This window comes from Pseudomonas sp. RIT-PI-S (genome assembly GCF_025642975.1).
Classification (GTDB): Bacteria; Pseudomonadota; Gammaproteobacteria; order Pseudomonadales; family Pseudomonadaceae; genus Aquipseudomonas.
This window is the reverse complement of the sequence record NZ_JANZKJ010000001.1, coordinates 423474-445877: the sequence shown is the minus strand read 5'-3', so window position 1 is coordinate 445877 and position 22404 is coordinate 423474. Positions and strand designations below refer to the sequence as shown.

The window sequence follows — 22404 nt, the reverse complement described above, 5'->3', positions numbered from 1 at the left end:
CTCTGCGCTGTCAGTAGCTGCGGTCTGCCTTGATGCCGCTGGGTTTATGTCAAGGCGGCAAGCGGGCGGCCGATACGGTCCTGCTTCTGCTTGCCGCTTGGGGCTTGAAGCTTGCAGCTTCAGGCCAGATGTTCAACGCGAATGCGGACCACGCTGCCGACCACATCATCGAGGGCCTCGAGCGCGGTGATGGCGTCGTTGATGCGTTTCTCCACCACCTTGTGGGTCAGCAGAATCATCGGCACCAAGCCGTCGTGCTCCTCGGCTTCCTTCTGCATGATCGACTCGATATTGATACCCCGCGCGGACAGGATACTGGCCACCTGAGCGAGCACGCCGGGATGGTCCTTGGCCTGGATACGCAGGTAATACGCGCTCTCGCAGGCATCGATAGGCAGGATAGGGTGCGCCGACAATGCGTCTGGCTGGAACGCCAGGTGGGGCACGCGGTTCTCTGGGTCGGACGTCATCGCCCGCACCACGTCGACCAGGTCCGCCACTACGGAAGAAGCGGTGGGCTCCATGCCCGCGCCGGCGCCGTAGAAGAGCGTCGAACCGACAGCATCGCCATTGACCATCACGGCATTCATAACGCCGTTGACGTTGGCGATCAGGCGGTCGGCCGGTATCAGCGTGGGGTGTACGCGCAACTCGATGCCGCTGGCGGTGCTGCGCGCCACGCCCAGGTGCTTGATGCGGTAGCCCAGCGCTTCGGCGTAGTTCACGTCCGCCGTGGTGAGCTTGGAAATACCCTCGGTATACGCCTTGTCGAATTGCAGCGGAATGCCGAAAGCGATGGAGGCCAGGATGGTCAGCTTGTGCGCAGCGTCGATACCCTCGACGTCGAACGTCGGGTCTGCCTCGGCGTAACCCAGTGCCTGGGCTTCAGCCAGCACATCGGGGAAGGTGCGGCCCTTTTCGCGCATTTCGGTGAGAATGAAGTTACCGGTGCCATTGATGATGCCAGCTACCCAGTTGATGCGGTTGGCCGACAAGCCTTCACGGATAGCCTTGATCACCGGGATGCCGCCGGCCACGGCGGCTTCGAAGGCGACGATGACTCCCTTTTCGCGCGCCTTGGCGAAGATCTCGTTACCGTGCACCGCGATCAGCGCCTTGTTGGCGGTGACCACGTGCTTGCCATTTTCGATGGCTTTGAGCACCAGCTCGCGGGCAACGGTATAGCCGCCGATGAGCTCGATGACGATGTCGATCTCGGGGTTACTGGCGACTTCGAATACGTCTGGGGTAATGGGTGTACCGGTAATCTGGCAGTCGAGGTTAGGCGAACGCATCGCGATCTGCGCGACCTGGATTCCACGCCCGGCGCGGCGGGCAATCTCCTCGGCGTTGCGCTGAAGTACGTTGAAGGTGCCGCCACCGACGGTACCTAACCCACAGATGCCTACTTTGACCGGTTTCACTCTTGACTCCCCATGAAACGGCCGGCGCTGACGCCGGCCGCGGTGCGCCGCGATTATCGCGGCCTTTTATTTGAACAGCCTGTCACTGTGCCGCCAGGGCCAGCTTGGCCACCTGTGGCGCCGGCTGGTAGCCGGGAATGATTTGCCCATCCTGCAGGATGATCGCCGGCGTACCGCTGACACCCATGCTCTGGCCCAGGGCGAACTGCTTGCTCACCGGGTTGGCGCACTTGGCGGCGTCCACGGACTTGCCGCTGATCATCTTGTTCAACGAAGCACGGCGGTCTGAAGAGCACCAGACGGCTTGCAGTTGCTGGTCGCCCTCGGAACCTGGCCCCTGACGCGGGAATGCCAGGTAGCGCACCTCGATGCCACGGCGGTTGAGCTCAGGCACCTCGGCGTGAAGCTTCTGGCAATAGGGGCAGGTGGTATCGGTAAAGACGGTGATGTGCGCCTTGGCCTCGCCCTCGGCGGGGTACACGACCATTTCATTGGCGGGAATGGCGTTGATCGCCTTGGCGATGGCCGCGCGCTCGGTTTTTTCAGTGAGGTTGACCGGCTTGCCGTCTTGCATTTGATACAGGTAACCCTGCATCACGAATTGGCCGTCGGCGCTGGCATAGAGCACCCGGCCACCCTTGAGGCGCACTTCATAAAGGCCGTTGAGCGGGCTGCTGGAAACCGCTTCGATGGGCACGTCAAGTTGCAGGGTGTCGAGGGTCTTGCGAATAGCCTGCTCGGCATCGTCGGCCAGTGCGAAGGTACTGGCCAACGCCAACGCAGCGGCGGCGAAAAGGCGTGTCACGCGCATGAGAACTCCTAAGGCGGCGGACGGGCGCCCGATGCGGCCAGGGGGAAGCTACCGGGCAATGGCATCGGGCAAAACTGAGGGCCAAGCCTACCACATAAGGCACGCGTGGCCGACTGCGGCAGACGTCAGCGGGCATGCGTCACGGCGGTTATCCGCGCGGGTGGTGAAGCGCATGCAGTTCCTGCAACCGAGCCTTGGCCACGTGGGTGTATATCTGCGTGGTGGACAGGTCCGCGTGGCCAAGCAACAGCTGCACCGAACGTAGGTCCGCGCCGTGATTGAGCAGGTGAGTGGCGAAGGCATGACGCAGGGTATGCGGGGACAGTGCCTTGCCAATCCCCGCACCCCGCGCGTGCTGCTTGATCCGATGCCAGAAGGTCTGGCGGGTCATCTGTTCGCCGCGCTGGCTGGGAAACACCACATCGCTGGGGCGGCCATTCAACAGCTCGGCGCGGCCGTCACGCAGGTAGCGCGTCACCCAGCTGATGGCTACCTCACCCATGGGCACCAGCCGCTCCTTGCTGCCTTTGCCCATTACCCGGACGACCCCTTGGCGCAGGTTGAGCTGGTCCAGCGTCAGGCTTACCAGCTCGGTGACCCGCAAGCCGCAGGCATAGAGCACCTCGAGCATGGCCCGGTCACGCTGGCCGATCGCTTCGCTCAAGTCAGGGGCAGCCAAAAGCGCCTCGACGTCCGCCTCTGACAGGGTCTTGGGCAGCGGCTTGCCCAACTGGGGCATCTCTACCAGCAGCGAAGGGTCGACGGCGATGATTTCCTCACGCAGCAGATAGCGGTAAAACCCTCGCGCCCCCGAGAGAAACCGTGCGGTCGAGCGCGGCTTGTACTGGTTATCTACACGCCAGGCGAGATAGTCGAGCAGCGCATCCCTGCCCGCCGCTTGCAATTGGGCCCCGCGCTCGGCCAGCCAGCCATTGAAATGGGCCAGGTCGCTCCGGTACGCACTACGGCTGTTCTCGGACAGCCCCTTCTCTAGCCAGAGCGCGTCAAGGAATTGGTCGATAAGGGCGTGATCGAGGGCGGGCATGGGCCTTGAACTCAGCAAAGATTGGTAGGTGCGCGCGACAGCTCGCGAAAGCGGCCGCCAGGCGGCCATGATCCTGATTTAGAACCCGGTTCGCCAGCTTTCCGGGCGCCTACACGGCTCAGCGTTTACACAGTGCCCATAAACAGAAAACCCCGGCACAAAGGCCGGGGTTTTCTTGGGAGCCGGAGCTCAAGCCGCTATCAGGACAGTTTTTCCTTGATGCGGGCGGCCTTGCCGGACAGTTCGCGCAGGTAGTACAGCTTGGCCTTACGCACGTCACCACGACGTTTCACGGACATGCTGTCGATCTGCGGGCTGTAGGTCTGGAAGGTACGCTCAACGCCAACACCGTTGGAGATCTTGCGAACGGTGAATGCGCTGTTGATGCCGCGGTTGCGCTTGCCGATGACAACACCCTCGAAGGCCTGCAGACGAGTACGCTCGCCTTCCTTCACCTTCACTTGAACGACAACGGTGTCGCCTGGTGCGAAGGCCGGGATTTCCTTGTTCATCTGCTCGGCTTCGAGCTGAAGAATAATCTTGTTGGTCATGCTGTGCTCCTAAGGCAAATATTTCATTTGCCATCGATACGTTAACTATCGTCCCGCTCGCGAAGGTACTCCGCGAGCAGCTTCTGCTCTTCTCCAGAAAGTGAGCGACTTTCCAGAAGATCGGCACGTCGTTCGTAGGTCCGCCCAAGGGACTGCTGCAAACGCCAGCGCCGGATATGTGCATGGTTGCCGCTAAGCAACACGTCGGGTACACGCCGTTCCGCATACACCTCAGGCCGGGTGTAGTGCGGGCAATCAAGCAGGCCGTCCGTGAAGGAATCCTCCTCCGCGGAGTCCGCATGCCCTAAAGCTCCAGGCAGCAAACGCGTAACCGCATCGATCAGCACCATGGCCGGCAACTCGCCACCGGACAACACGTAATCACCGATCGACCACTCTTCGTCGACATGCGCTTCAATGAACCGCTCGTCGACGCCTTCATAACGCCCGGCGATCAGGATCAATGCATCCGCCGTCGCCAGTTCCTTCACCGCCGCCTGAGTCAGGCGCCGGCCTTGTGGCGAAAGGTAAATCACCTTCGCCGAGCCTCCGGTTGCCTGCCTGGCATCGACCAGGGCATCTTCCAGTGGCTTGATCTTCATTACCATTCCCGGCCCACCGCCAAACGGGCGATCATCCACTGTGTGGTGACGGTCCGTGGTGTAGGCCCGCGGGTTCCTGCAGGTCAACTCGAGCAAGCCCTGCTTTACCGCGCGGCTGGTAATGCCGTAATCGCTGATGGCCGAAAACATCTCGGGAAACAGGGTGATGACTTCTATGCGCAGGCTCGCCATGGCCTAGAAATCCGCATCCCACTCAACCCGCATGATACCGGCGTCCAGGTCGATGGCTTGCACGCAGTCGTCCGTATAGGGCAACAGGCGCTCGCGATCATCCAGGCTACCCGCACAGGGCTTGACCACCATTACATCGTTCGCGCCGGTTTCGAGCAGGTGATCAACCTTGCCCAATACCTGCCCTTCGCCGTTGATGACCTGTAAACCCTCGAGCTGATACCAGTAGTAATCGCCGTCGGTGAGGTCGGGCAGCAGGCTGCGCGCGATGCAGATCTCGTAGCCGGCGAGAAGGCGAGCCTCTTCGCGGTCGTCAAGACCTTTCAACTTCGCGACCAGGACCTTGTTCTGAGAACGGCCGCTGATCATCTCAACCTGCTTGACGTTGCCTTCGAGCCGAAGCGTCCAGCTTTTGTACTGCAGCAGGTTTTCAATCGGATCGGTAAAGGAATACACCTTCACCTCGCCACGAACGCCGTGCACCGAAACAATCTTGCCGATGACGATGAGGTCATCTGCGGAGTCTGGCGTCGCGTTCATACTGCTCAGGCGGATGCCTTGGCAGCGTCCTTCAGCAGCTGAGCAACGCGCTCAGACGGCTGTGCGCCCTGGGACAGCCAGTAGCTAACGCGCTCCTGGTTGACGGACAGGCGAACTTCGCCACCGTTGGCGATCGGGTTGAAGAAGCCAACACGCTCGTTGAAACGACCGTCGCGCGCATTGCGGCTGTCGGTCACGGTCAGGTGGTAAAACGGGCGCTTTTTGGAGCCGCCACGGGCAAGACGGATGGTTACCATGTGAACATCGTTCCTGTTGTCGGTGCTGCAAATCTATAAGGCACAGCGGGCATGGGTGCCCGAAAGGCCGCATATTCTCAGGGAATGCACGAGTTTTTGCAAACCTCTTTTACCCTTGGGCCAGGCACGGCGTCGGAAAACCCCGGCGCCCGCCGGCCAGCCGGATCAAAGCCGTGGCATGCCGCCGGGCATCATGCCGCCCAGGCCACGCATCATCTTGGCCATGCCACCCTTGGCGGAGAATTTCTTCATCATCTTCTGCATCTGCTTGTGCTGCTTGAGCATCCGGCCCACGTCCTGCACCTGCGTGCCCGAGCCCAGGGCGATACGCCGCTTTCTCGAACCGCTGATCATGTCGGGATCGCGCCGCTCGGCCGGGGTCATCGAGTTGATGATCGCTTCCATCTGCTTGAACTGCTTCTCGGCCGCCCCCTGGGCATTGCCCATCTGGGAAAGGTTGACGCCGCCGATATTGGGCAGTTTTTCCATCAGGCTGCCGAGGCCGCCCATGGTCTTCATCTGTTGCAGCTGATCGCGGAAGTCTTCAAGGTCAAAGCCCTTGCCCTTCTTGATCTTCTTGGCGAGCTTGTCGGCTTTTTCCCGATCCAGGTTCTGCTCGGCCTGCTCGATCAGGCTGAGCACGTCGCCCATGCCCAGGATGCGCGAGGCGATACGGTCCGGATGGAATGGCTCCAACGCCTCGGTTTTCTCGCCCATGCCGATGAACTTGATCGGCTTGCCGGTGATCGAGCGCACGGACAGCGCGGCACCGCCGCGAGCGTCGCCATCGACCTTGGTCAGCACCACGCCGGTGAGCGGCAGCGCATCACCAAACGCCTTGGCGGTGTTGGCCGCGTCCTGGCCAGTCATGGCATCGACCACGAACAGCGTTTCCACCGGCTTGACCGCCGCGTGCAGGGCCTGGATCTCCGCCATCATGTCGGCATCGATGTGCAGGCGCCCCGCGGTGTCGAGGATCACCACGTCGATGAACTTGAGCTTCGCCTCGCGGATCGCGGCCTCGGCGATGGCCACCGGCTTCTGGCTGATGTCCGACGGGAAGAAGGTCACGCCAACTTCATTGGCGAGCGTTTCGAGCTGCTTGATCGCCGCCGGGCGGTATACGTCCGCCGACACCACCATCACGGATTTTTTCTTGCGTTCCTTGAGGAAGCGCGCCAGCTTGGCCGCCGTAGTGGTCTTGCCCGCGCCCTGCAGGCCGGCCATGAGGACCACCGCTGGGGGCGCCACGTTGAGCATCAGGTCTTCGTTGGCCGCGCCCATCACCGACTCGAGTTCGGCGCGAACGATTTTCACGAACGCCTGGCCCGGCGTCAGGCTACGCGACACTTCGGTGCCGACCGCGCGCTCCTTGATCGCGTTGACGAAGTCCTTGACCACCGGCAGGGCAACGTCGGCCTCGAGCAACGCCATGCGCACTTCACGCAGGGTGTCTTTGATGTTGTCTTCGGTCAGCTTCGCCTTGCCGGTGACATGGCGAAGCGTCTGCGAGAGACGATCGGAAAGATTTTCAAACATGGGCGATCCTTACAGGCTCCGTCGAACCGAAGTGGCATGCGGCCTGCCGATGTGCTCTGGCCACGGGCAAGGGAAGACCGGCGATTATAACGGGAAGTTGCCTGGCCCGACACAGGGGCCTACTTTATCCCGGCAAAGGTTCTATGCCACACTCGCGCCTTTAGTGGCCGCCCGTCAAACCTATGCTTCCCTTGCCCTCCAGTTTGCTTCCAAGCCTCGCCTCAGCCCTGATCTATGCCGCGGTCACGGCCTATCAGGGCGTACGGCTGGCGCATGGGGCGAAGTCAAACAAGCGCCTGCTGTGCGGCGCGGGTGTGTTCGCGGTGCTGATGCATGCGCTGGCGCTGTCTTCGCAGATGCTCGCGCCTAGCGGGCTGAACCTGGACTTCATCACGGCCGCCAGCCTCATCGCCGCTGCAGTGATCGCCCTCACTCTGCTTGCCTGTGCTTCGCTGCCCGTGGAAAACCTGCTGGTGCTGCTATACCCCCTGGGGTTCGTTACCACCTTGGTGGCGCAGTTCGTGCCGGCCGGTACGGTCCCGCGGATCGACGACGAGCCTGGCATCCTTACCCATATCCTGCTGTCGATCCTGGCGTATGGGGTGTTCACCATCGCCGCCTTCCAGGCATTGCTGCTGCTGGTTCAGGATCACCAGCTCAAGCACAAGCACCCTTCCGGGCCGATCCGCGCTTTCCCGCCGCTGCAAACCATGGAAAGCCTGCTGTTCGGCTTTCTCTGGGCTGGCTGGGTGCTGCTGTCGCTGTCGCTGATCTCCGGCTGGCTGTTCCTGGAGAACATGTTCGCCCAGCACCTGGCACACAAGACCCTGCTCTCGTGCCTGGCGTGGGTGGTGTTCAGCGTTTTGCTGTGGGGCCGCACCCGCCTTGGCTGGCGTGGCCATGTGGCCATACGCTGGACCCTCGCAGGCTTCGTGCTGTTGATGCTCGCTTACTTCGGCAGCAAGCTGGTCCGTGAATACATTCTGCATATCTGAGAGCCGGCCATGATGCCCATGCCCGTGGCACCTGCGGCAGGCGCGATCTTCCTGGCCCTGTTGTGGTCGGCCGGCCTTGGCGCCGTCGACCATGCCCGCCGCGCGCGCCAGCCGCGTGGCCAGCAAGCTAGCGACAGTGAGCGAGGTGGCCTCGCACTGGCCCGGCTGCTGTTCCAGGTGGTGATTGTCAGCGTCGCGGTATTGCTCGGTGAACAGGCCGGGGGTGCGGCAGGCGTGATGGCGGGCGCGGCGCTCGCCTGGCTGGCGATCGTCCTGTTCACCACGGCCCTTCCCCGCTGGTTGGCGCAGCGCCACGCCAGTGCTTTCGAGGCGCCGGGCCGCTTGTTGTGGCTGCCGGTGCGGCTGCTGGCGCCGGTGGCGGGCCTGCAACAGCGCCTGGCCACGCCAACAGGCGCAGGCCTTTCGGCGCGCCCGCACAAGGGCAACGGCTCCGCGGCGCAAAGCACGGCGCTGAATGAGGCCCAGGAAGCCGAGGCGCGAGCCTCCAGGCAAGGGGTGACCACCGGCATCATGGGCCTTGACCGGATGACCGTGAACGACATCCTGGTGCCGCGCCACGAAGTGGACGGCCTGGACCTGGACGACCCGCTCGAGCAGATCATCGACCAATTGATGATCAGCCGGCATACCCGGTTACCGGTGTTCCGTGGCGACATCAACCAAGTCGACAAGGTGGTGAATACCCGGCAAATCAGCCACCTGCTGCCCAGCCGGAGCCTGACCGAAGCAGCATTGATGGCTGCGTGCTACGACGCCTACTTCGTGCCCGAGGGGACGCCGCTGCACATCCAATTGCTCAACTTCCACAAGCAGCAGCGGCGCTTAGGCATGGTAGTGGACGAGTACGGCGAGGTGCTGGGCCTGGTGACGCTGGAGGACATCCTGGAAGAGATCGTCGGCGAATTCGAAAGCGAACAGGTTGGCAGCCACCCTCACGTTTTTCCCCAGGCAGACGGGCGGTACATTCTCGACGGCGCGGCCAGCCTTCGCGACCTCAATAAAGTGTTGGGCTGGCACCTGCCTAGCGACGGCCCCAAGACGCTGAATGGCTTGGTGACCGAAGCGCTGGAATCGATCCCCGAACGCGCCGTATGCCTGAAGATCGGCCGTTACCGCATGGAAATCCTCGAAACCGAAGAAAACCGGGTCAAGCGCCTGCTGGCCTGGCAACACACGGCTTCGCCGCCGCCCGCCTGAACATTGCCCAGGCCGTGTGCGGTTCCTATACTCACCCGGCTTACCCAGCCCGCCGAAACAGGTGCCACCCGCACCGCCGTTAACCGGCCAGTCAGCCCAGTTGAACGCAGCGCCCTCCCCCTCCAACCCGAAGGGATCGGTATGCGCCCGATCCGGGACAGCGCTCGACGAGGATCACAATAATCCGCCAGCGCGGCACCGCCGCCCATGGCCCTTGACTGTCGAGACACCCATGACCACGACCACCCTAACGCCCGATGAGCTGGCGGCAGAGCGCCCGCTCAACTCCCCTGCCCGCGTTGCCACCGCGAGTTTCATTGGCACCGCGATCGAGTTCTATGACTTTTATGTGTATGCCACCGCCGCTGCGCTGGTGATTGGCCCGGTGTTCTTCCCGCAGAGCTCCGGCACTGCGCAGATGCTGTCGGCCTTTTTGACCTTCGGCATTGCGTTTCTCGCCCGCCCTCTGGGCTCGGCGTTGTTCGGGCACTTCGGCGACAGGGTCGGGCGCAAGGCAACCCTGGTGGCTTCGCTATTGCTGATGGGGGTGTGCACCACTTTGATCGGGGTGCTTCCAGGGCATCAGCAGATCGGCCTCTGGGCACCGGTGCTGCTGTGCGTGTTGCGCTTTGGCCAAGGCTTGGGGCTAGGGGGCGAATGGGGCGGCGCGGCCTTGCTAGCCACGGAGAACGCGCCCAAGGGCAAGCGAGGCTGGTTCGGCATGTTTCCGCAGCTTGGGCCTTCGATTGGCTTTTTGCTGGCTAACGGGCTGTTCCTCGGCCTGGCGCTGGGGCTCGATGATGAGCAATTTCGCACCTGGGGCTGGCGTTTGCCGTTCCTGCTCAGCGCCGTGCTGGTGGTGGTCGGCCTATACGTGCGCCTGAAGCTGGCGGAAACGCCAGTGTTCGCAGCCGCGCTGGCCCGCCACGAAACCGCGCGGGTTCCAGTGATCGAGCTGTTTGCCAAGCACTGGCGGCCGGTGCTGTTGGGCGCGGCGGCGATGGTGGTGTGCTACGCGCTGTTTTACATCTCGACGGTGTTTTCACTGAGCTACGGCGTGACCAGCCTGGGGTACAGCCGCCAGGCGTTTCTGGCCATGCTGTGTTTCGCCGTGCTGTTCATGGCCGCCGCTACGCCGATATCGGCCTGGCTCAGTGACCGCTACGGGCGCAAGCCGGTACTGCTGATCAGCGGGGTGCTGGCACTGCTATCGGGCTTCGCGATGGAGCCCTTGCTGACCCAAGGCTCCACGGCTGGCGTGGTGCTGTTCCTGAGCATCGAGCTGTTGCTGATGGGCGCGACCTTCGCGCCCATGGGCGCCTTGCTGCCAGAATTATTTCCCACTCGGGTGCGTTATACCGGCGCGTCTGCTGCCTACAACCTGGGCGGCATCGTCGGCGCGTCGGCGGCGCCTTTTTTCGCCCAGAAGCTGGTGGCGATGGGTGGCCTGAGCTGGGTCGGCGGCTACGTATCCGCCGCCGCCCTGATCAGCCTGCTGGCGGTGCTATGCCTGAAGGAAACCCGCGACCGGTCATTGTGAAACCAGCGGAGCCGTAACAGCTGGCCCTGGCACGATGGGCCTTGAACCGGTGTTGCGCCGGATCGCGAGCAAGCTCGGCTGCTACGGAGGGTGGCTTAATTGACTGGCATCGGGGCTTGCCCGCGAAAGGGCCTCAGCCCAAATCCACCTTTACCGCCTGGGCCGCGCGGGTCGCTTTGGCGCGGGCGGCTTCGATGGACTCGTCCCGGGCCAGCGCCACGCCCATGCGCCGCTGGCCATTGACCTCCGGCTTGCCGAACAGCCGCAAGGCAGTGTCGGGTTCGCGGAGCGCCTCGCCCAGGTTGGCGAATGCGGTTTGCTGAGAGCTGCCTTCGACCAGCACCACGGCCGAAGCCGAAGGCCCGAACTGGCGAATCACCGGCACCGGCAGGCCAAGGATGGCGCGGGCATGCAAGGCGAACTGCGACAGGTCCTGAGAGATCAGGGTGACCAGGCCGGTATCGTGAGGGCGCGGGGACACTTCGCTGAACCAGACCTGGTCGCCCTTGACGAACAACTCCACGCCGAACATGCCACGCCCGCCGAGGGCCTCGGTCACCGCTCGGGCGACTTCGCGAGATGCCTCGAGGGCCTGCTCGGTCATGGCCTGTGGCTGCCAGGACTCTTGGTAATCGCCCTTCTCCTGGCGGTGGCCCACTGGCTCGCAGAACGTGGTGCCGTCGGCATGCCGCACCGTCAGCAAAGTGATTTCGTAGTCGAAGTCGATGAAGCCCTCGACGATGACCCGGCCCTTGCCTGCTCGGCCGCCTTCCTGGGCGTACTCCCAGGCACGTTGAACGTCTGCCTCGCCTTTGAGCAGGCTCTGGCCCTTGCCAGACGAACTCATCACCGGCTTGACCACACAGGGGAAGCCCAGCGCCAAAACTGCCGCGTGATAATCCTCGAAGGTGTCGGCGAAGCGATACGGTGACGTCGGCAGGCCAAGCTCTTCAGCGGCCAGGCGACGGATGCCTTCGCGGTTCATGGTCAGCTGCGCCGCGCGGGCGGTAGGGATGACGGTGAAGCCTTCGTTTTCCAGCTCCACCAGGGTAGCGGTAGCGATGGCTTCGATTTCCGGCACGATGTAATGCGGCTTTTCGGCTTCGATGACCGCGCGCAGGGCAGCCCCGTCGAGCATGTTGATCACGTGGCTACGGTGCGCCACCTGCATGGCCGGTGCATTGGCGTAACGGTCCACGGCAATGACTTCCACGCCCAGGCGTTGCAGCTCGATCACCACCTCCTTGCCCAGCTCGCCGGAGCCGCAGAGCAATACACGGGTGGCCGTCGGCGACAGTGGCGTTCCGATACGGGTCATGACATGTCCTCAAGGTAGATGGATCTAGGTAGGTGGATCGAGGGCCGCCCGGTTCGCAACCCCGCAAAGGCGCGCATTCTACATCAAGCGTCCTGGCTGGCGGCGCCCTTTCGCCGCCAGGCCAGCAGCAGCCACACCACGGAAACACCGGCGAACTTGGACAGCAGCGAGGTGCCGACCACCGCAACGGTCATGGCATCGATCATGCCGAAGAACAGCAGCGTATCGACCGGTATGCTCAAGGCGGAACTGAGCCACAGCCGATCATGCAAGGGGCGACGGGTGATGCTGAACACGATCCAGTCGATGCATTCGGACACGCCAAAGGCAACGGCGCTCGCCAGGGCGATGGTAGGGTCCGAGGTGGCATAGGACAGCACCAGGGCCACGAGCATCGCCAGCAGCGCGCCATGGCCGAAGCGGGTTTGCACCATGTCACGCAGGATGAACACCAGCCCGCCCCAGGCAGACCAGAGCACGTCCAGCCCTGGCGCCGCGGCGAACGCGTAGTTGATCAGCACAACGCTGGCGATATACAGAAGCAGATACGGCATGTCACAGGCCTTGCGCGGGTTAGCTCCACCGACGATGGCGCGGGGAAACCGCGAAGCCTATCAGAGCATCACGCCTTGTGCCCTCGCCCGCTCCACCGCCAGGGCAATCACCCGGCGGCGCTCGTCGTTGCTCATGCGGCCCCAGCGGGTGATTTCCTCGGCGGTGCGCTGACAACCGATGCACAGGTCGTTGTCGTCCAGCGCGCACACATTAACGCAGGGCGAGCGCACCGGGCGTTCAGCGTCCACCTTCACGGGGCCTGTTCCGCCAGATCGCGGGCATAACGCGCGGCATTCTCGACATAGTGCGCCGCGCTGGCCTCGAGCCGCGCCTTCTGCTCGCCAGTGAGTTCGCGCACCACCTTGCCGGGCGAGCCCATTACCAGGGAGCCGTCTGGAATGACCTTGCCTTCGGGGATGAGCGTGTTGGCACCGATGAGGCAATGCTTTCCGATTACCGCGCCATTGAGCACCACGGCATTGATGCCGATGAGGCTGTAGTCGCCCACGGTGCAGCCGTGCAGCATGGCGTTGTGGCCGATGGTGACCCCGGTGCCGATGTTCAGGGGAATGCCTTCGTCCGTATGCATCACGGTGCCGTCCTGGACGTTGCTGTTTTCACCGATGTCGATCAGTTCGTTGTCACCACGCAGCACGGCGCCAAACCACACACTGGCACCGGCGCGCAGGCGGACCTTGCCGATGACGGCGGCACCAGGGGCGATCCAACTCTCCGGGTGCGCCTCTACGCAGGCTTGGCCGAGACGGTATTTCAATGGGCACTCCTTGCAGGTCAGGGCGAGCTAAATGGCCCGGTGGGCCGGTCCATATTGATGCCTGCATCGTAAAGCAGGTTCACCAACTCGACGATCATGACCGCCGTCAGCCCCCATATCTTGAAATTTTCATAGCGGTAGCACGGCACATAGCAGCTCCGGCCCCGGTAATCGATACGGTGGGTATGCTCACGGGGATCTTCGCGGAAGAACTCCAACGGTACGGAAAACACGGCGGCGATCTCGGCATCGTTGGGGCGGTATTCAACGAAATCCGGTATCAGCCCGACGATCGGCGTAACCTTCAGGCCATGCACGGAAATCAACGGGCTCAACGGGCCGACCACCTCGACCAGCCCAGGCGGCAGGCCGATTTCTTCTTCGGCTTCACGCAGGGCGGTGAAGGTCAGGTCCGGGTCTTCCGGATCTCGCCGGCCCCCGGGGAAAGCCACTTCGCCACCGTGGGTCGAGAGCCCCTTCGCGCGCAGGGTGAGGATGATCTCCGGCGACTCGCCGCGCGTGATGGGCATCAGTACCGCCGCCTCGGGGAACCGCTTGTCGGTTTCCAGGGTACGCGGAACATGACTGCCGATACGGCGCAACAACTCCTCGAGCATGATCTTCCTCGCTGCTTGGCCCGGCCTCCATCATGCAACAAAGCCGCGTATTGCCCAACCCCAAAAAATGTGCGGGTTGCGAGGTTGCCGAGCCAGCCAAGGCCCGCCAAGATGGCCCGATAACTGCGAGGCAATCATGAAATTCTGCAACCAGTGCGGCCATGCCGTTTCCCAGGTCATCCCCGAAGGTGACACCCGCTTGCGCTATGTTTGCGGGGCGTGTTCACAGGTCCATTACCAGAACCCCAATATCGTTGCCGGCACCGTGCCAGTGTGGGGCGAGCAGGTGTTGCTATGCCGGCGCGCGATCGAGCCGCGTAGCGGTTTCTGGACACTCCCGGCAGGTTTCATGGAGAACGGCGAGACCATGGAACAGGCAGCGGCGCGGGAGACCGAAGAGGAAGCCTGCGCCCGCCTGGGCAACCTGAAGCTCTATACCTTGTTCGACCTGCCGCACATCAACCAGGTCCATGTGTTTTTTATGGGCCAGTTGGCAGACATCGACTTCGCCGCCGGCGCCGAGAGCCTGGAAACCCGGCTGTTCCATGAAAGCGAGATTCCTTGGTCGGAGCTGGCTTTCCGCACGGTCGCGCGTACTTTAGAATGCTTTTTCAGCGACCGCCGGGAAGGTATTTTCCCGGTTCGCAACGAGGCCTTGCCGCCGCTGCGCATGCAGCCGCCGAAAGGCCTATCCACCTAGCTGGCGACCCCGGGGTTTCATCTGTCCATGCGTGTGCTGTTTGCGATTGTGTGCCTGTCGTTCGCGAGCGTGGCCAATGCCACCTTTACCCAGACCATCATTACCCGCCCATTGAATGCCCCCGCGGCGTCGCCTGCCCTGGCCCCCCTGGCACCGAACGCAACGGTAGACAAGCTGCTGGTGATCAAGTCCGCCCGGCAGCTGCAGTTGCTGAGCCATGGGGTTGCTGTCAAAACCTATCGCGTATCCCTGGGCAAGCAGCCGCGCGGGCCGAAAGAACGCGAAGGCGACAAGCGCACCCCTGAAGGGCTGTACTGGGTCGACTGGCGCAAGGTCAGCGATCGCTACAACCTGGCCCTGCACCTGTCCTATCCCAATATCCGGGATGCCGCCAAGGCCCGCGAGGCGGGGGTAGACCCGGGAAGCATGATCATGATCCACGGCACCCCTGCCAGCGAGGACTACCCGGAGTGGTATTTCCAGTCGCTGGATTGGACCGACGGCTGCATCGCCCTCACTAACGTGGACATGCAGGAGGTCTGGAGCCTGGTCAAGGACGGTACCTTGATCGAAATTCGCCCCTGAGGGCCAGGGTTGGCACCGCTCATCCTCAGATATTTCATGCCCGCCTCTCAAACATTTCCTGCCTGCCTGTGGGAAATGCCTTAACGCCTCGTCGAGACACCTGAAGGTAATGTTAAGCCATTCAAAAGAATGGCTATTACCTAATGTTCGGCGTAAAAAATATTCATTTGATTGTCGCGGTCGCCTGCACCCTGCATGCAGCGTCTGCCTCTGGTAATGCGTCGCTGCAAACGCCAGCTCAGGAACCCAGCCTGTTCCTGCACGAAGCGCAACAGCGTCGTGAGGCCATCGAACAAGATCAGCGGCAGCGGCAGTTGCGCCGGGAGCCTGCGCCGGCCAGGGTGCCGGCAATCCGCACAGCCGATGGCGCAGAAGCTCCGGAGGCGCCCTGCTGGTACCTCAGCGGGGTAAGCCTGAGCGGTAACCAACTGATCGACGACGCAGCGATCCGCACAGCCATCGCCCCCTTGCTTGCGCCCTGCCTGGGCCCCGGCCGAATCAACCAGATCCTGGCGACGATCACCAGCCTGTATACCGCTGCCGGCTACGTGGCGAGCCGCCCGCTGCTGCTGGCCCCGCCCGCGGACGGCCAGGCACTGGAGCTGGCGATTGAAGAAGGCTTTGTGGAAGCGGTGGAGCTGGCGGACCAGGACCTGCCGATAAGCCTGGGCGCCGCCTTTCCCGACATGCTCGGCGAGCCCCTGCAATTGCGCGCGCTGGAGCAAGGGCTGGACCAACTCAACCGCCTGCGCTCGATCGACCTCACCGCGGATATCGAACCGGGCCAGTGGCGCGGGGGCTCGCGGATCGTGCTGCGCAGCTTGAGCCGCTTGCCTCGCTGGCAGGCCAGCGGCGGCCTGGACAACGGCGGCAGCGCAAGCACCGGCCGCCATCGCAGCCACTTCAGCCTGGCGCTGGATAGCCCTCTGGAGCACAACGATTTTTTCAGCCTCTACGGGGTTCATAGCCGCGTGGGCGACGCTGCCGGCAGCGAGACGGTCGGCGGCTATTACAGCCTGCCCTGGGGGCCGTGGAGCGTTTCGCTCGGGGCCAACCACTTCCGTCACCGCTCCGTAGCCGAGGGCCTGCGAGGGTCGCTTGCACTCAGCGGGTCCACGACCCTGCTGAGCTACTCGGTGGAGCGCGCCCTATGGCGTGATCAGAACAGCCTGTTGAGCGCAACGCTGCGCCTTGACGATAAACGCGCCGAAGGACGCCTCTCAGGCCAACGCTTGCCCGTGCAAAGCCCCCGCTACCACAGCCTGGAAGCTGGCCTCAATGCCCTATGGCTGGGCGAAGCGACCTGGGTGGTTTACCTGGGTTACAGCCGTGGCCTGGGCGGTTGGAGCGGCAACGACGGCCTGAAAGTGAAGCAGCCGGGCGCGCAAAGTGCCCGCTATGGCAAGTGGCGCGCCAACGTGTCACGTACCGCCAGCCTTAGCTGGGCCGGGCTGAACTGGACACTGGCCAGCATCTGGCAAGGCCAGTACAGCGCCCAGCGGATGCCTCAGCTCGAAAGCTTGCCCCTGGCGAGCGGCAGTATCGTGCGCGGCTTCGAGCGGCGCGCAGCCCAGGGCGATAGCGGCCTGGCCTGGCGCAACACCCTTTCCCTGCCCCTCGCACTTCCCCAGGGGCTGCGCCTTAACCCCAGCCTGGGCCTGGATGCCGGTTGGCTCGAAGGCCAGGGCCAAGCGCGCGGCGACCACCTGCTTGGCGCCAGCTTCGGCATGAGCCTGGACCACCCCTCTGGCAGCCTCGCCGCCGAGTACCAACGCAGCCTCTACCGCCGCAATGCCCCGCGCGAGCCCGGCTTTTGGCGCTTGGCGCTACAGCTGCGCTTCTGATCCCCAACCCGAGAAACCCCAATGAAAAAAAGCAAAGGTTCTCCGTCGTTCTACCTGCAGCCTGACCCGCTACGCTGGTCCATCGCCGCGGCCCTGTTGATCCAACCCATGCTGGCGCTCGGCAACGGCATCGCTCCCATCGCCGGCCCCGGGGGCACCGCGTTGGTGGGCGAGCAACAGGGCGTGCCGGTGATCGCCATCGTCGCGCCCAACGCCAGCGGGCTGTCACACAACCACTTCAGCGACTACAACGTGCCAGTGCAAGGGCTGGTACTGAACAATGCCCTGGCCCCGGGGGCCTCTCAGCTGGCCGGGCAGTTGGGAGCCAACCCGCAACTCAATGGCCAGGCAGCCACCAGCATCCTCAACGAGGTAGTGGGCCAACTGCCGTCGAACATTCGCGGCACCCAGGAAATCTTCGGCCAGGCAGCCGATTACGTGCTGGCGAACCCGAACGGCATCCATATCCAGGGCGTAGGCTTCGTCAACACACCGCGAGCGGTCTTTCTGGTAGGCACGCCGGAAATCCAGGACGGCCGGCTAACGGGCCTCAACACTTTTGAAGCCCCTGGGGACCTGCGCATCAGCGGCCAGGGGCTGACCACAGCCGCCGCGGTGGATTTGATCGCCCCTCGTATCGACAGCCAGGGCAATGTGCAAGCCGGCCCCCAGCTCACTGCCATCGCCGGGCGCAACCGGGTGAATGCCGACAGCCTGGAGCTGATGGAAACCCGCCAGGCGCCTGGCCAGGCCGCTGGTATCGACCTGAACGTGCTCGGCGCCATGCGCGCCGGGCGCATCCGCATGGTGAGCACCCGCGAAGGGGCCGGGATTCGCCTGGCAGGCCCCGAGGCGATCGGCCGAAACGGCGTCTCCGTCAGCTCCGCCGGGGACCTGGCCATCAGCCGCGGCGATGGCAACGGCCTGGCACGGGTCGCTGCGGCTCTGGGCGAGGTGAGCCTAAACGCCAACCGAGATCTGAATATCAGTGGCGGCCGCCTGGCGGGGCGGGCTCTGCGCGCTCACGCCGGGCGCGACCTGACGCTGGATGCGACCAGCCACGAAAAACTGCAGCAACGGCGCGAAGCCTGGGACAAGAAGGCCTGGTTCATCACCACTGAAACCTTCGCGCGGGAGACGAAAGAAACCCACACCCGGCCACAGGGCAACATTCTCACGGCGGATCGGGACGCTGAGTTGAGCGCAGGCAGGCACCTGAGGCTGCGCGCCACCGATATTCACGCCGACCAGGCACTGCGCCTCCAAGGAGGCGAGGAGGTCACCATTGATGCCGGGGTGGAACGCACCACACTCACCCGCGAAACCCACCACCGTAAGCACCTGTGGCGCGGTGACAAAAACGAACACAGCGCTGAGGAAAAGGCAGTGCCCTCTAAGCTGAGCGCAGGGAACATCGACATAACCGCCGGCGGCAAGGCAGTGATCCGCGGCAGCGACATGACCAGCCGGGGCGACCTGGCCGTTCACGCGCAAAGCATCAACATCGACAGCCAGGCGCTCGAGCGCAACGCCACCCATGACGAGTACCGCGGCGATCTCACGAGCGGTTTTTTCTGGGGCAACACGGGCGACCGGGAAGAAACCGGTACCCGCCAACGCGGAAGCGACCTTCATACGGACGGCACGCTGACGCTGGTGTCCGACGACGTGCGAATCAGCGGCAGCAACGTCTTTGGCCAGAAAGGCACCCGGACCGTGGGCGAGAAAGAGGCGGTGATCATCGAAAGCGTGTCGCAAGTGACCCATGTGAAAGAGCGTCGCAGCAACACCCAGGTGGGCGGCATTTTCGGCACCAGGCAGACCAGCTCCCACGCCAGCGAACAGCCAGTGGGCGCTGTGCTGGGCAGCGCTGGCGATCTTATCGCCCTCAGCGCCAAAGACATACGGATCGAAGGGTCCAAGGTCGCCGCGGGGGGTAAGGCCGTTCTAGAGGCCAAGGGCAACCTGAACATCCTGCCGGCAAAACGTACCCTGGCCGAGCAGAGCGCGCAGCGCACCGGTTCGCTGGTGGCGAGTGCAGGCGAAACCCGCCAGGCCGAGGACGGCAAGGCAGGCTCCAAGCAATGGCAGGCATCGGTGGGCTATCAGCGGCAGAACGAAACCGCAGCGCGCACCACCGCAGCGCTGGAGAAGTCCTTAGTCACTGGCGCTGCCGTCAGCCTGACCGCTGGCGACACCGTTGCTGTTCATGCCTCCGAGGTGAAGGCCAGCCAGGGCGATCTGGGCATCGTTGCCGACCAATTGGAGGTCATCTCCGGGCTGAACGAAACCCGTACCCATACCGATAACGCCACCAGCGGCGGCGGCTTGCAGATCACGGGCGGCATGGACCGCGTGGGCAGCGCGTTCACCGGCAGCCATGAACGGAACACCGTGCAAGCCGAGCAGGCCAAGGCGGCCACAGCGACCCTCGCGGCAGAGGGGGACATCAACCTTGGGGTCAGCGAACGTATCGCCTACAAGGGCGCGCTGGTCGAGGCCAAGGGCAACGTCAATGAAACCAGCGAAAACATCCGTCGCGAGGAGCTGGTTGAGGTGGACGACAAGCAGGAGCACAAGAGCGGCTGGAAGGGCGAGCTAGGCGCCAGTATCGAATGGAAAGAACTGCTGCGGCCTATCGAGAAAGCGATCAATGGCCAGGAGCAGACCCGCTTCCAGCAGCAAGGCGTGGAAGACGCCTTGGCGCCTCCTTCACTGGGGGCCGACGGCATGGTGACCCACATCAACCGCGAACAGGGGCTGCGTACTGAGCAGCCGCACGTGACCCAGGTCCGCGGCACGCAGGTAACCACTCAGGTCGAAGGGCTGCTGTATGACAGGGGCACCAAATACAGCAGCGAAAGCACCCTAGCTATCACCGTTGGCGAGCATCAGGGCCTTGCCGCCGCTGAGAAACGTATAGAAACCCTCGGCCGCGTCGACGCCGAGGGCGGCCTGCGGGTGGATACCCTCACCGGCCATGACGTGAACGCACGGCTCAACGGCAGCGGCGGCTCGGTGCATACCCTCGCGCAAACCGACGTGGCGGTGCCCATGACCGTACACGCCAAGGGCGGCGTGGCGGTGCAGTTGGGCACCGACGGCAGGTACGAAGGCACGCAGTGGAACAGCGGCGATGGCGCGCTAGCGATCAAGGCCGGTGGCGATGTGCGGATGGTGCAAGCCGAGAACCGCCAGCACACCGAGGAAACCCGCACCGATGGCTACGGCCTGGCCAAGGGCGGCACGGGGCCCAGCGGCAAGAACGCGTTGCTGATGGGCGGCTTGACCCATAAAACGCTCACCATCACTGATACCCAAGGCTTGGGTGGCAGCATCCAAACCAGCAAAGGCCAATTAGATGTCGAGGGTAACGCGTTGCTGCAAGGCGTCGCGATCAACAACGGCACCAAGGCGACTGAGCGCTTCGATGTGAACGCCGGGGGCACTGCCCACCTGACCGCCATGGTCGATAGCCATGAAGCCAGCGGCCAGCATCTGGGCGGGGCATTGCAACTGGGTGCCAGCCGTAACCCCGCCGCCGATGCCAAACAAGTGGGCGGAGCGCTGGGCGGACATATCGACATCGGCCGCGTGAGCGAACACTCGGAAAGCCGCCGCGCGGATAACCTCAAGGTCAAGGAGCTAAGCGTCAGTTCCCTGGCCCATGATGCGCTGGCGGTACGCCTGGAAGGCACGCAGCTGGCCGGTGACGCCTTGCGAATCGATGCCCCTAATGGCGGCGTGGCCATCGAAGCGGCCCGCACGCGGGAAGAGAAAGACAACCTGACGATCGCTGCCGGCGCTGGCGTTAATGGGAGCCGTGGGCTGAACAAGGCCGACGACGCCTCCGCCGTTTATGCCCGTGCCAAGGTGAACGTCGATAACATCGATAGCACCACCTACCAAAACGCAGACGTCCGCCTGAAAACGCTTGAAGTGAACGCGGCCATGGACCTACGCCTGCACGGCGCCACTGTGGCGGCGAACAAGGTCGGCGGCAGCGTGGGCAGGGACTTGATCTTAAGCAGCGCGCAGGACCAGGTGTATTCCACCCAGGTAAACGCCGACGCCCGCCTAGGCAAGGAAGCCAACCCTCAAGGCTTGCTCAACGGCTTGAGCGCGGTGACCGGGCCGCTGGCAGGCAAGGCCAAGGAAAAGATCGGTAAGCCAGTACAGGCGCTGGATGCCAACTGGACCCCTACCCTATTGCTGGATGTGGTCCGCGAGCAGCGGGAACAGGTGGCTCAGGCCACGTCCCTCAGCGGCCGTGAGGGGATCGACCTGGACGTGGCAGGCGATACCCGCCTGACCGGAGCCAAGCTGCGCTCAGGGCAAGGCAAGGTAGCGCTTGGCAGTAGCGAAGTGCAGTTGGCCGACCTCAACGGCCGGGATTACCGCGCCGATGTGAGCATCAATGCAACCACGGGCCCCGCGGACCTGCTGAGCAATGTGATCAGCGAGTTCACCGCCAGCCGCAGCGAACAGGCCAAGGCCGATGAGCATGGCAACCTGGGGGTGATTCGTACCGGAGGGCATGACAAGCAGCAAACGGTAAGCGCCGCCGTGGAGCAGCGGCGCTAGACAGCACAATGAGGGTTGCCGGCTACCCGGTAGGCACCGGGCGGCCAGCGCCCCGGCGACGGCCGCGACCCCAGGCGCCGCAGGTTCGCGGGCTTCGCACGCTCCTACAAAACTCTGCCGGAGCTGGCGCTAGCCGGCGAACCTTCAACGCCGCAGGTTCGCGGTCTTCGCACGCTCCTACAAAACTCTGTAGGAGCTGGCGCTAGCCTGCGAACCTTCAATGCCGCAGGTTCGCGGTCTTCGCCCGCTCCTACAAAACTCTGCCGGAGCTGGCGCCAGCCGGCGAACCTCCAGCGCCGTAAGTTCGCGGGCTTCGCACGCTCCTACAAACGTTGTAGGAGCTGGCGCCAGCCGGCGAACCTGGGTACTCAAGGGTTGTGGGATTTATAAATCCGCCAGCCGCCAGGCTTCGTATGCGGGCGTTTCATAAGGGTGGCTGCCTTTGAGTGCGGTCACTACCGCCTCGATCAGCTCGTCCGCCACCACCAGTTCCACCCGCCACTCCTGGACCGTCTCGACGGCGCCAGGCTTGCCAATGAACGGCTGGCTGCCGTCCAGCGGGCGGAACTGGCCCTGGCCCAACACCTGCCAGCTGCAATGGTCATAGCTGCCGATTCGACCGCCACCGGCGGCGAATACGGCAGCCTTGACCTGCTCCAGATGGCTCGGCGGCACGAAAAAGCACAGTTTGTACATTCGTGCCTCCAGGGGG

General features: G+C 63.7%; 21 protein-coding genes. 7 read left to right on the top strand and 14 right to left on the bottom strand.

Going from position 1 to position 22404, the window contains the following annotated elements; all coding sequences use genetic code 11:
• Positions 1-119 precede the first annotated feature (119 nt).
• The 8 genes from OGL93_RS02020 to ffh form a co-directional block, all read right to left on the bottom strand.
• On the bottom strand, positions 120-1424 hold the full coding sequence (locus OGL93_RS02020; protein WP_263260696.1) for a homoserine dehydrogenase: 1305 nt from the start codon (positions 1422-1424) through the stop codon (positions 120-122).
• An 82-nt stretch (positions 1425-1506) separates the two neighbouring features.
• A complete protein-coding gene (locus tag OGL93_RS02015) occupies positions 1507-2235 on the bottom strand; it encodes a DsbC family protein (protein WP_263260695.1) in 729 nt (242 codons plus the stop codon).
• 148 nt (positions 2236-2383) lie between these two features.
• Positions 2384-3280, bottom strand: coding sequence for a site-specific tyrosine recombinase XerD (xerD, locus tag OGL93_RS02010; RefSeq protein WP_263260694.1), 897 nt, complete (start codon positions 3278-3280; stop codon positions 2384-2386).
• 200 nt (positions 3281-3480) lie between these two features.
• Entirely contained in the window at positions 3481-3831 is a 351-nt protein-coding gene (rplS, locus tag OGL93_RS02005; RefSeq protein WP_263260693.1) for a 50S ribosomal protein L19, read from the bottom strand.
• Positions 3832-3872: 41 nt separating this feature from the next.
• Positions 3873-4625, bottom strand: coding sequence for a tRNA (guanosine(37)-N1)-methyltransferase TrmD (gene trmD, locus OGL93_RS02000; protein WP_263260692.1), 753 nt, complete (start codon positions 4623-4625; stop codon positions 3873-3875).
• Positions 4626-4628: 3 nt separating this feature from the next.
• The gene (gene rimM, locus OGL93_RS01995; protein WP_263260691.1) at positions 4629-5165 is read right to left on the bottom strand and encodes a ribosome maturation factor RimM; all 537 of its coding nucleotides are present in this window, start codon (positions 5163-5165) and stop codon (positions 4629-4631) included.
• Between the two features lie 5 nt (positions 5166-5170).
• The gene (gene rpsP / locus OGL93_RS01990; RefSeq protein WP_109262361.1) at positions 5171-5422 is read right to left on the bottom strand and encodes a 30S ribosomal protein S16; all 252 of its coding nucleotides are present in this window, start codon (positions 5420-5422) and stop codon (positions 5171-5173) included.
• Positions 5423-5587: 165 nt separating this feature from the next.
• On the bottom strand, positions 5588-6961 hold the full coding sequence (gene ffh / locus OGL93_RS01985) for a signal recognition particle protein (RefSeq protein WP_263260690.1): 1374 nt from the start codon (positions 6959-6961) through the stop codon (positions 5588-5590).
• 182 nt (positions 6962-7143) lie between these two features.
• Between ffh and ccsA the strand changes: the two genes are divergently transcribed.
• The 3 genes from ccsA to OGL93_RS01970 all read left to right on the top strand — a co-directional run bounded on the left by ccsA (position 7144) and on the right by OGL93_RS01970 (position 10714).
• Positions 7144-7956 carry a cytochrome c biogenesis protein CcsA gene (gene ccsA / locus OGL93_RS01980; protein WP_263260689.1) on the top strand — a complete coding sequence of 271 codons (813 nt, stop codon included), beginning with the start codon at positions 7144-7146 and terminating at the stop codon, positions 7954-7956.
• A 9-nt stretch (positions 7957-7965) separates the two neighbouring features.
• Positions 7966-9174, top strand: a complete 1209-nt coding sequence (locus OGL93_RS01975) for a transporter associated domain-containing protein (RefSeq protein ID WP_263260688.1) — start codon at positions 7966-7968, stop codon at positions 9172-9174.
• 232 nt (positions 9175-9406) lie between these two features.
• On the top strand, positions 9407-10714 hold the full coding sequence (locus OGL93_RS01970; protein WP_263260687.1) for an MFS transporter: 1308 nt from the start codon (positions 9407-9409) through the stop codon (positions 10712-10714).
• A 133-nt stretch (positions 10715-10847) separates the two neighbouring features.
• Here the strand turns inward: OGL93_RS01970 and purT are convergent, their stop codons facing one another.
• From purT to OGL93_RS01945, 5 genes are all read right to left on the bottom strand, one after another.
• A complete protein-coding gene (purT, locus tag OGL93_RS01965; RefSeq protein ID WP_263260686.1) occupies positions 10848-12032 on the bottom strand; it encodes a formate-dependent phosphoribosylglycinamide formyltransferase in 1185 nt (394 codons plus the stop codon).
• Positions 12033-12115: 83 nt separating this feature from the next.
• Positions 12116-12586, bottom strand: a complete 471-nt coding sequence (locus OGL93_RS01960) for a VUT family protein (protein WP_263260685.1) — start codon at positions 12584-12586, stop codon at positions 12116-12118.
• Positions 12587-12646: 60 nt separating this feature from the next.
• A complete protein-coding gene (locus OGL93_RS01955) occupies positions 12647-12835 on the bottom strand; it encodes a DUF1289 domain-containing protein (RefSeq protein ID WP_263261095.1) in 189 nt (62 codons plus the stop codon).
• Between the two features lie 2 nt (positions 12836-12837).
• Complete coding sequence (locus OGL93_RS01950; protein WP_263260684.1) at positions 12838-13362, bottom strand: gamma carbonic anhydrase family protein; 525 nt, start codon at positions 13360-13362, stop codon at positions 12838-12840.
• Between the two features lie 17 nt (positions 13363-13379).
• Complete coding sequence (locus OGL93_RS01945) at positions 13380-13979, bottom strand: CoA pyrophosphatase (RefSeq protein ID WP_263260683.1); 600 nt, start codon at positions 13977-13979, stop codon at positions 13380-13382.
• 136 nt (positions 13980-14115) lie between these two features.
• Between OGL93_RS01945 and OGL93_RS01940 the strand changes: the two genes are divergently transcribed.
• From OGL93_RS01940 to OGL93_RS01925, 4 genes are all read left to right on the top strand, one after another.
• The gene (locus OGL93_RS01940; protein ID WP_263260682.1) at positions 14116-14679 is read left to right on the top strand and encodes an NUDIX hydrolase; all 564 of its coding nucleotides are present in this window, start codon (positions 14116-14118) and stop codon (positions 14677-14679) included.
• Positions 14680-14706: 27 nt separating this feature from the next.
• Positions 14707-15264, top strand: a complete 558-nt coding sequence (locus OGL93_RS01935) for a L,D-transpeptidase family protein (protein ID WP_263260681.1) — start codon at positions 14707-14709, stop codon at positions 15262-15264.
• Positions 15265-15407: 143 nt separating this feature from the next.
• Positions 15408-17108, top strand: a complete 1701-nt coding sequence (locus OGL93_RS01930; RefSeq protein WP_263260680.1) for a ShlB/FhaC/HecB family hemolysin secretion/activation protein — start codon at positions 15408-15410, stop codon at positions 17106-17108.
• Positions 17109-17129: 21 nt separating this feature from the next.
• Entirely contained in the window at positions 17130-21692 is a 4563-nt protein-coding gene (locus OGL93_RS01925; RefSeq protein ID WP_263260679.1) for a hemagglutinin repeat-containing protein, read from the top strand.
• A gap of 384 nt (positions 21693-22076) precedes the next feature.
• Here OGL93_RS01925 and OGL93_RS01920 read toward each other — a convergent pair whose 3' ends face one another.
• Entirely contained in the window at positions 22077-22388 is a 312-nt protein-coding gene (locus OGL93_RS01920; protein WP_263260678.1) for a YqfO family protein, read from the bottom strand.
• Between the last annotated feature and the right edge of the window lie 16 nt (positions 22389-22404).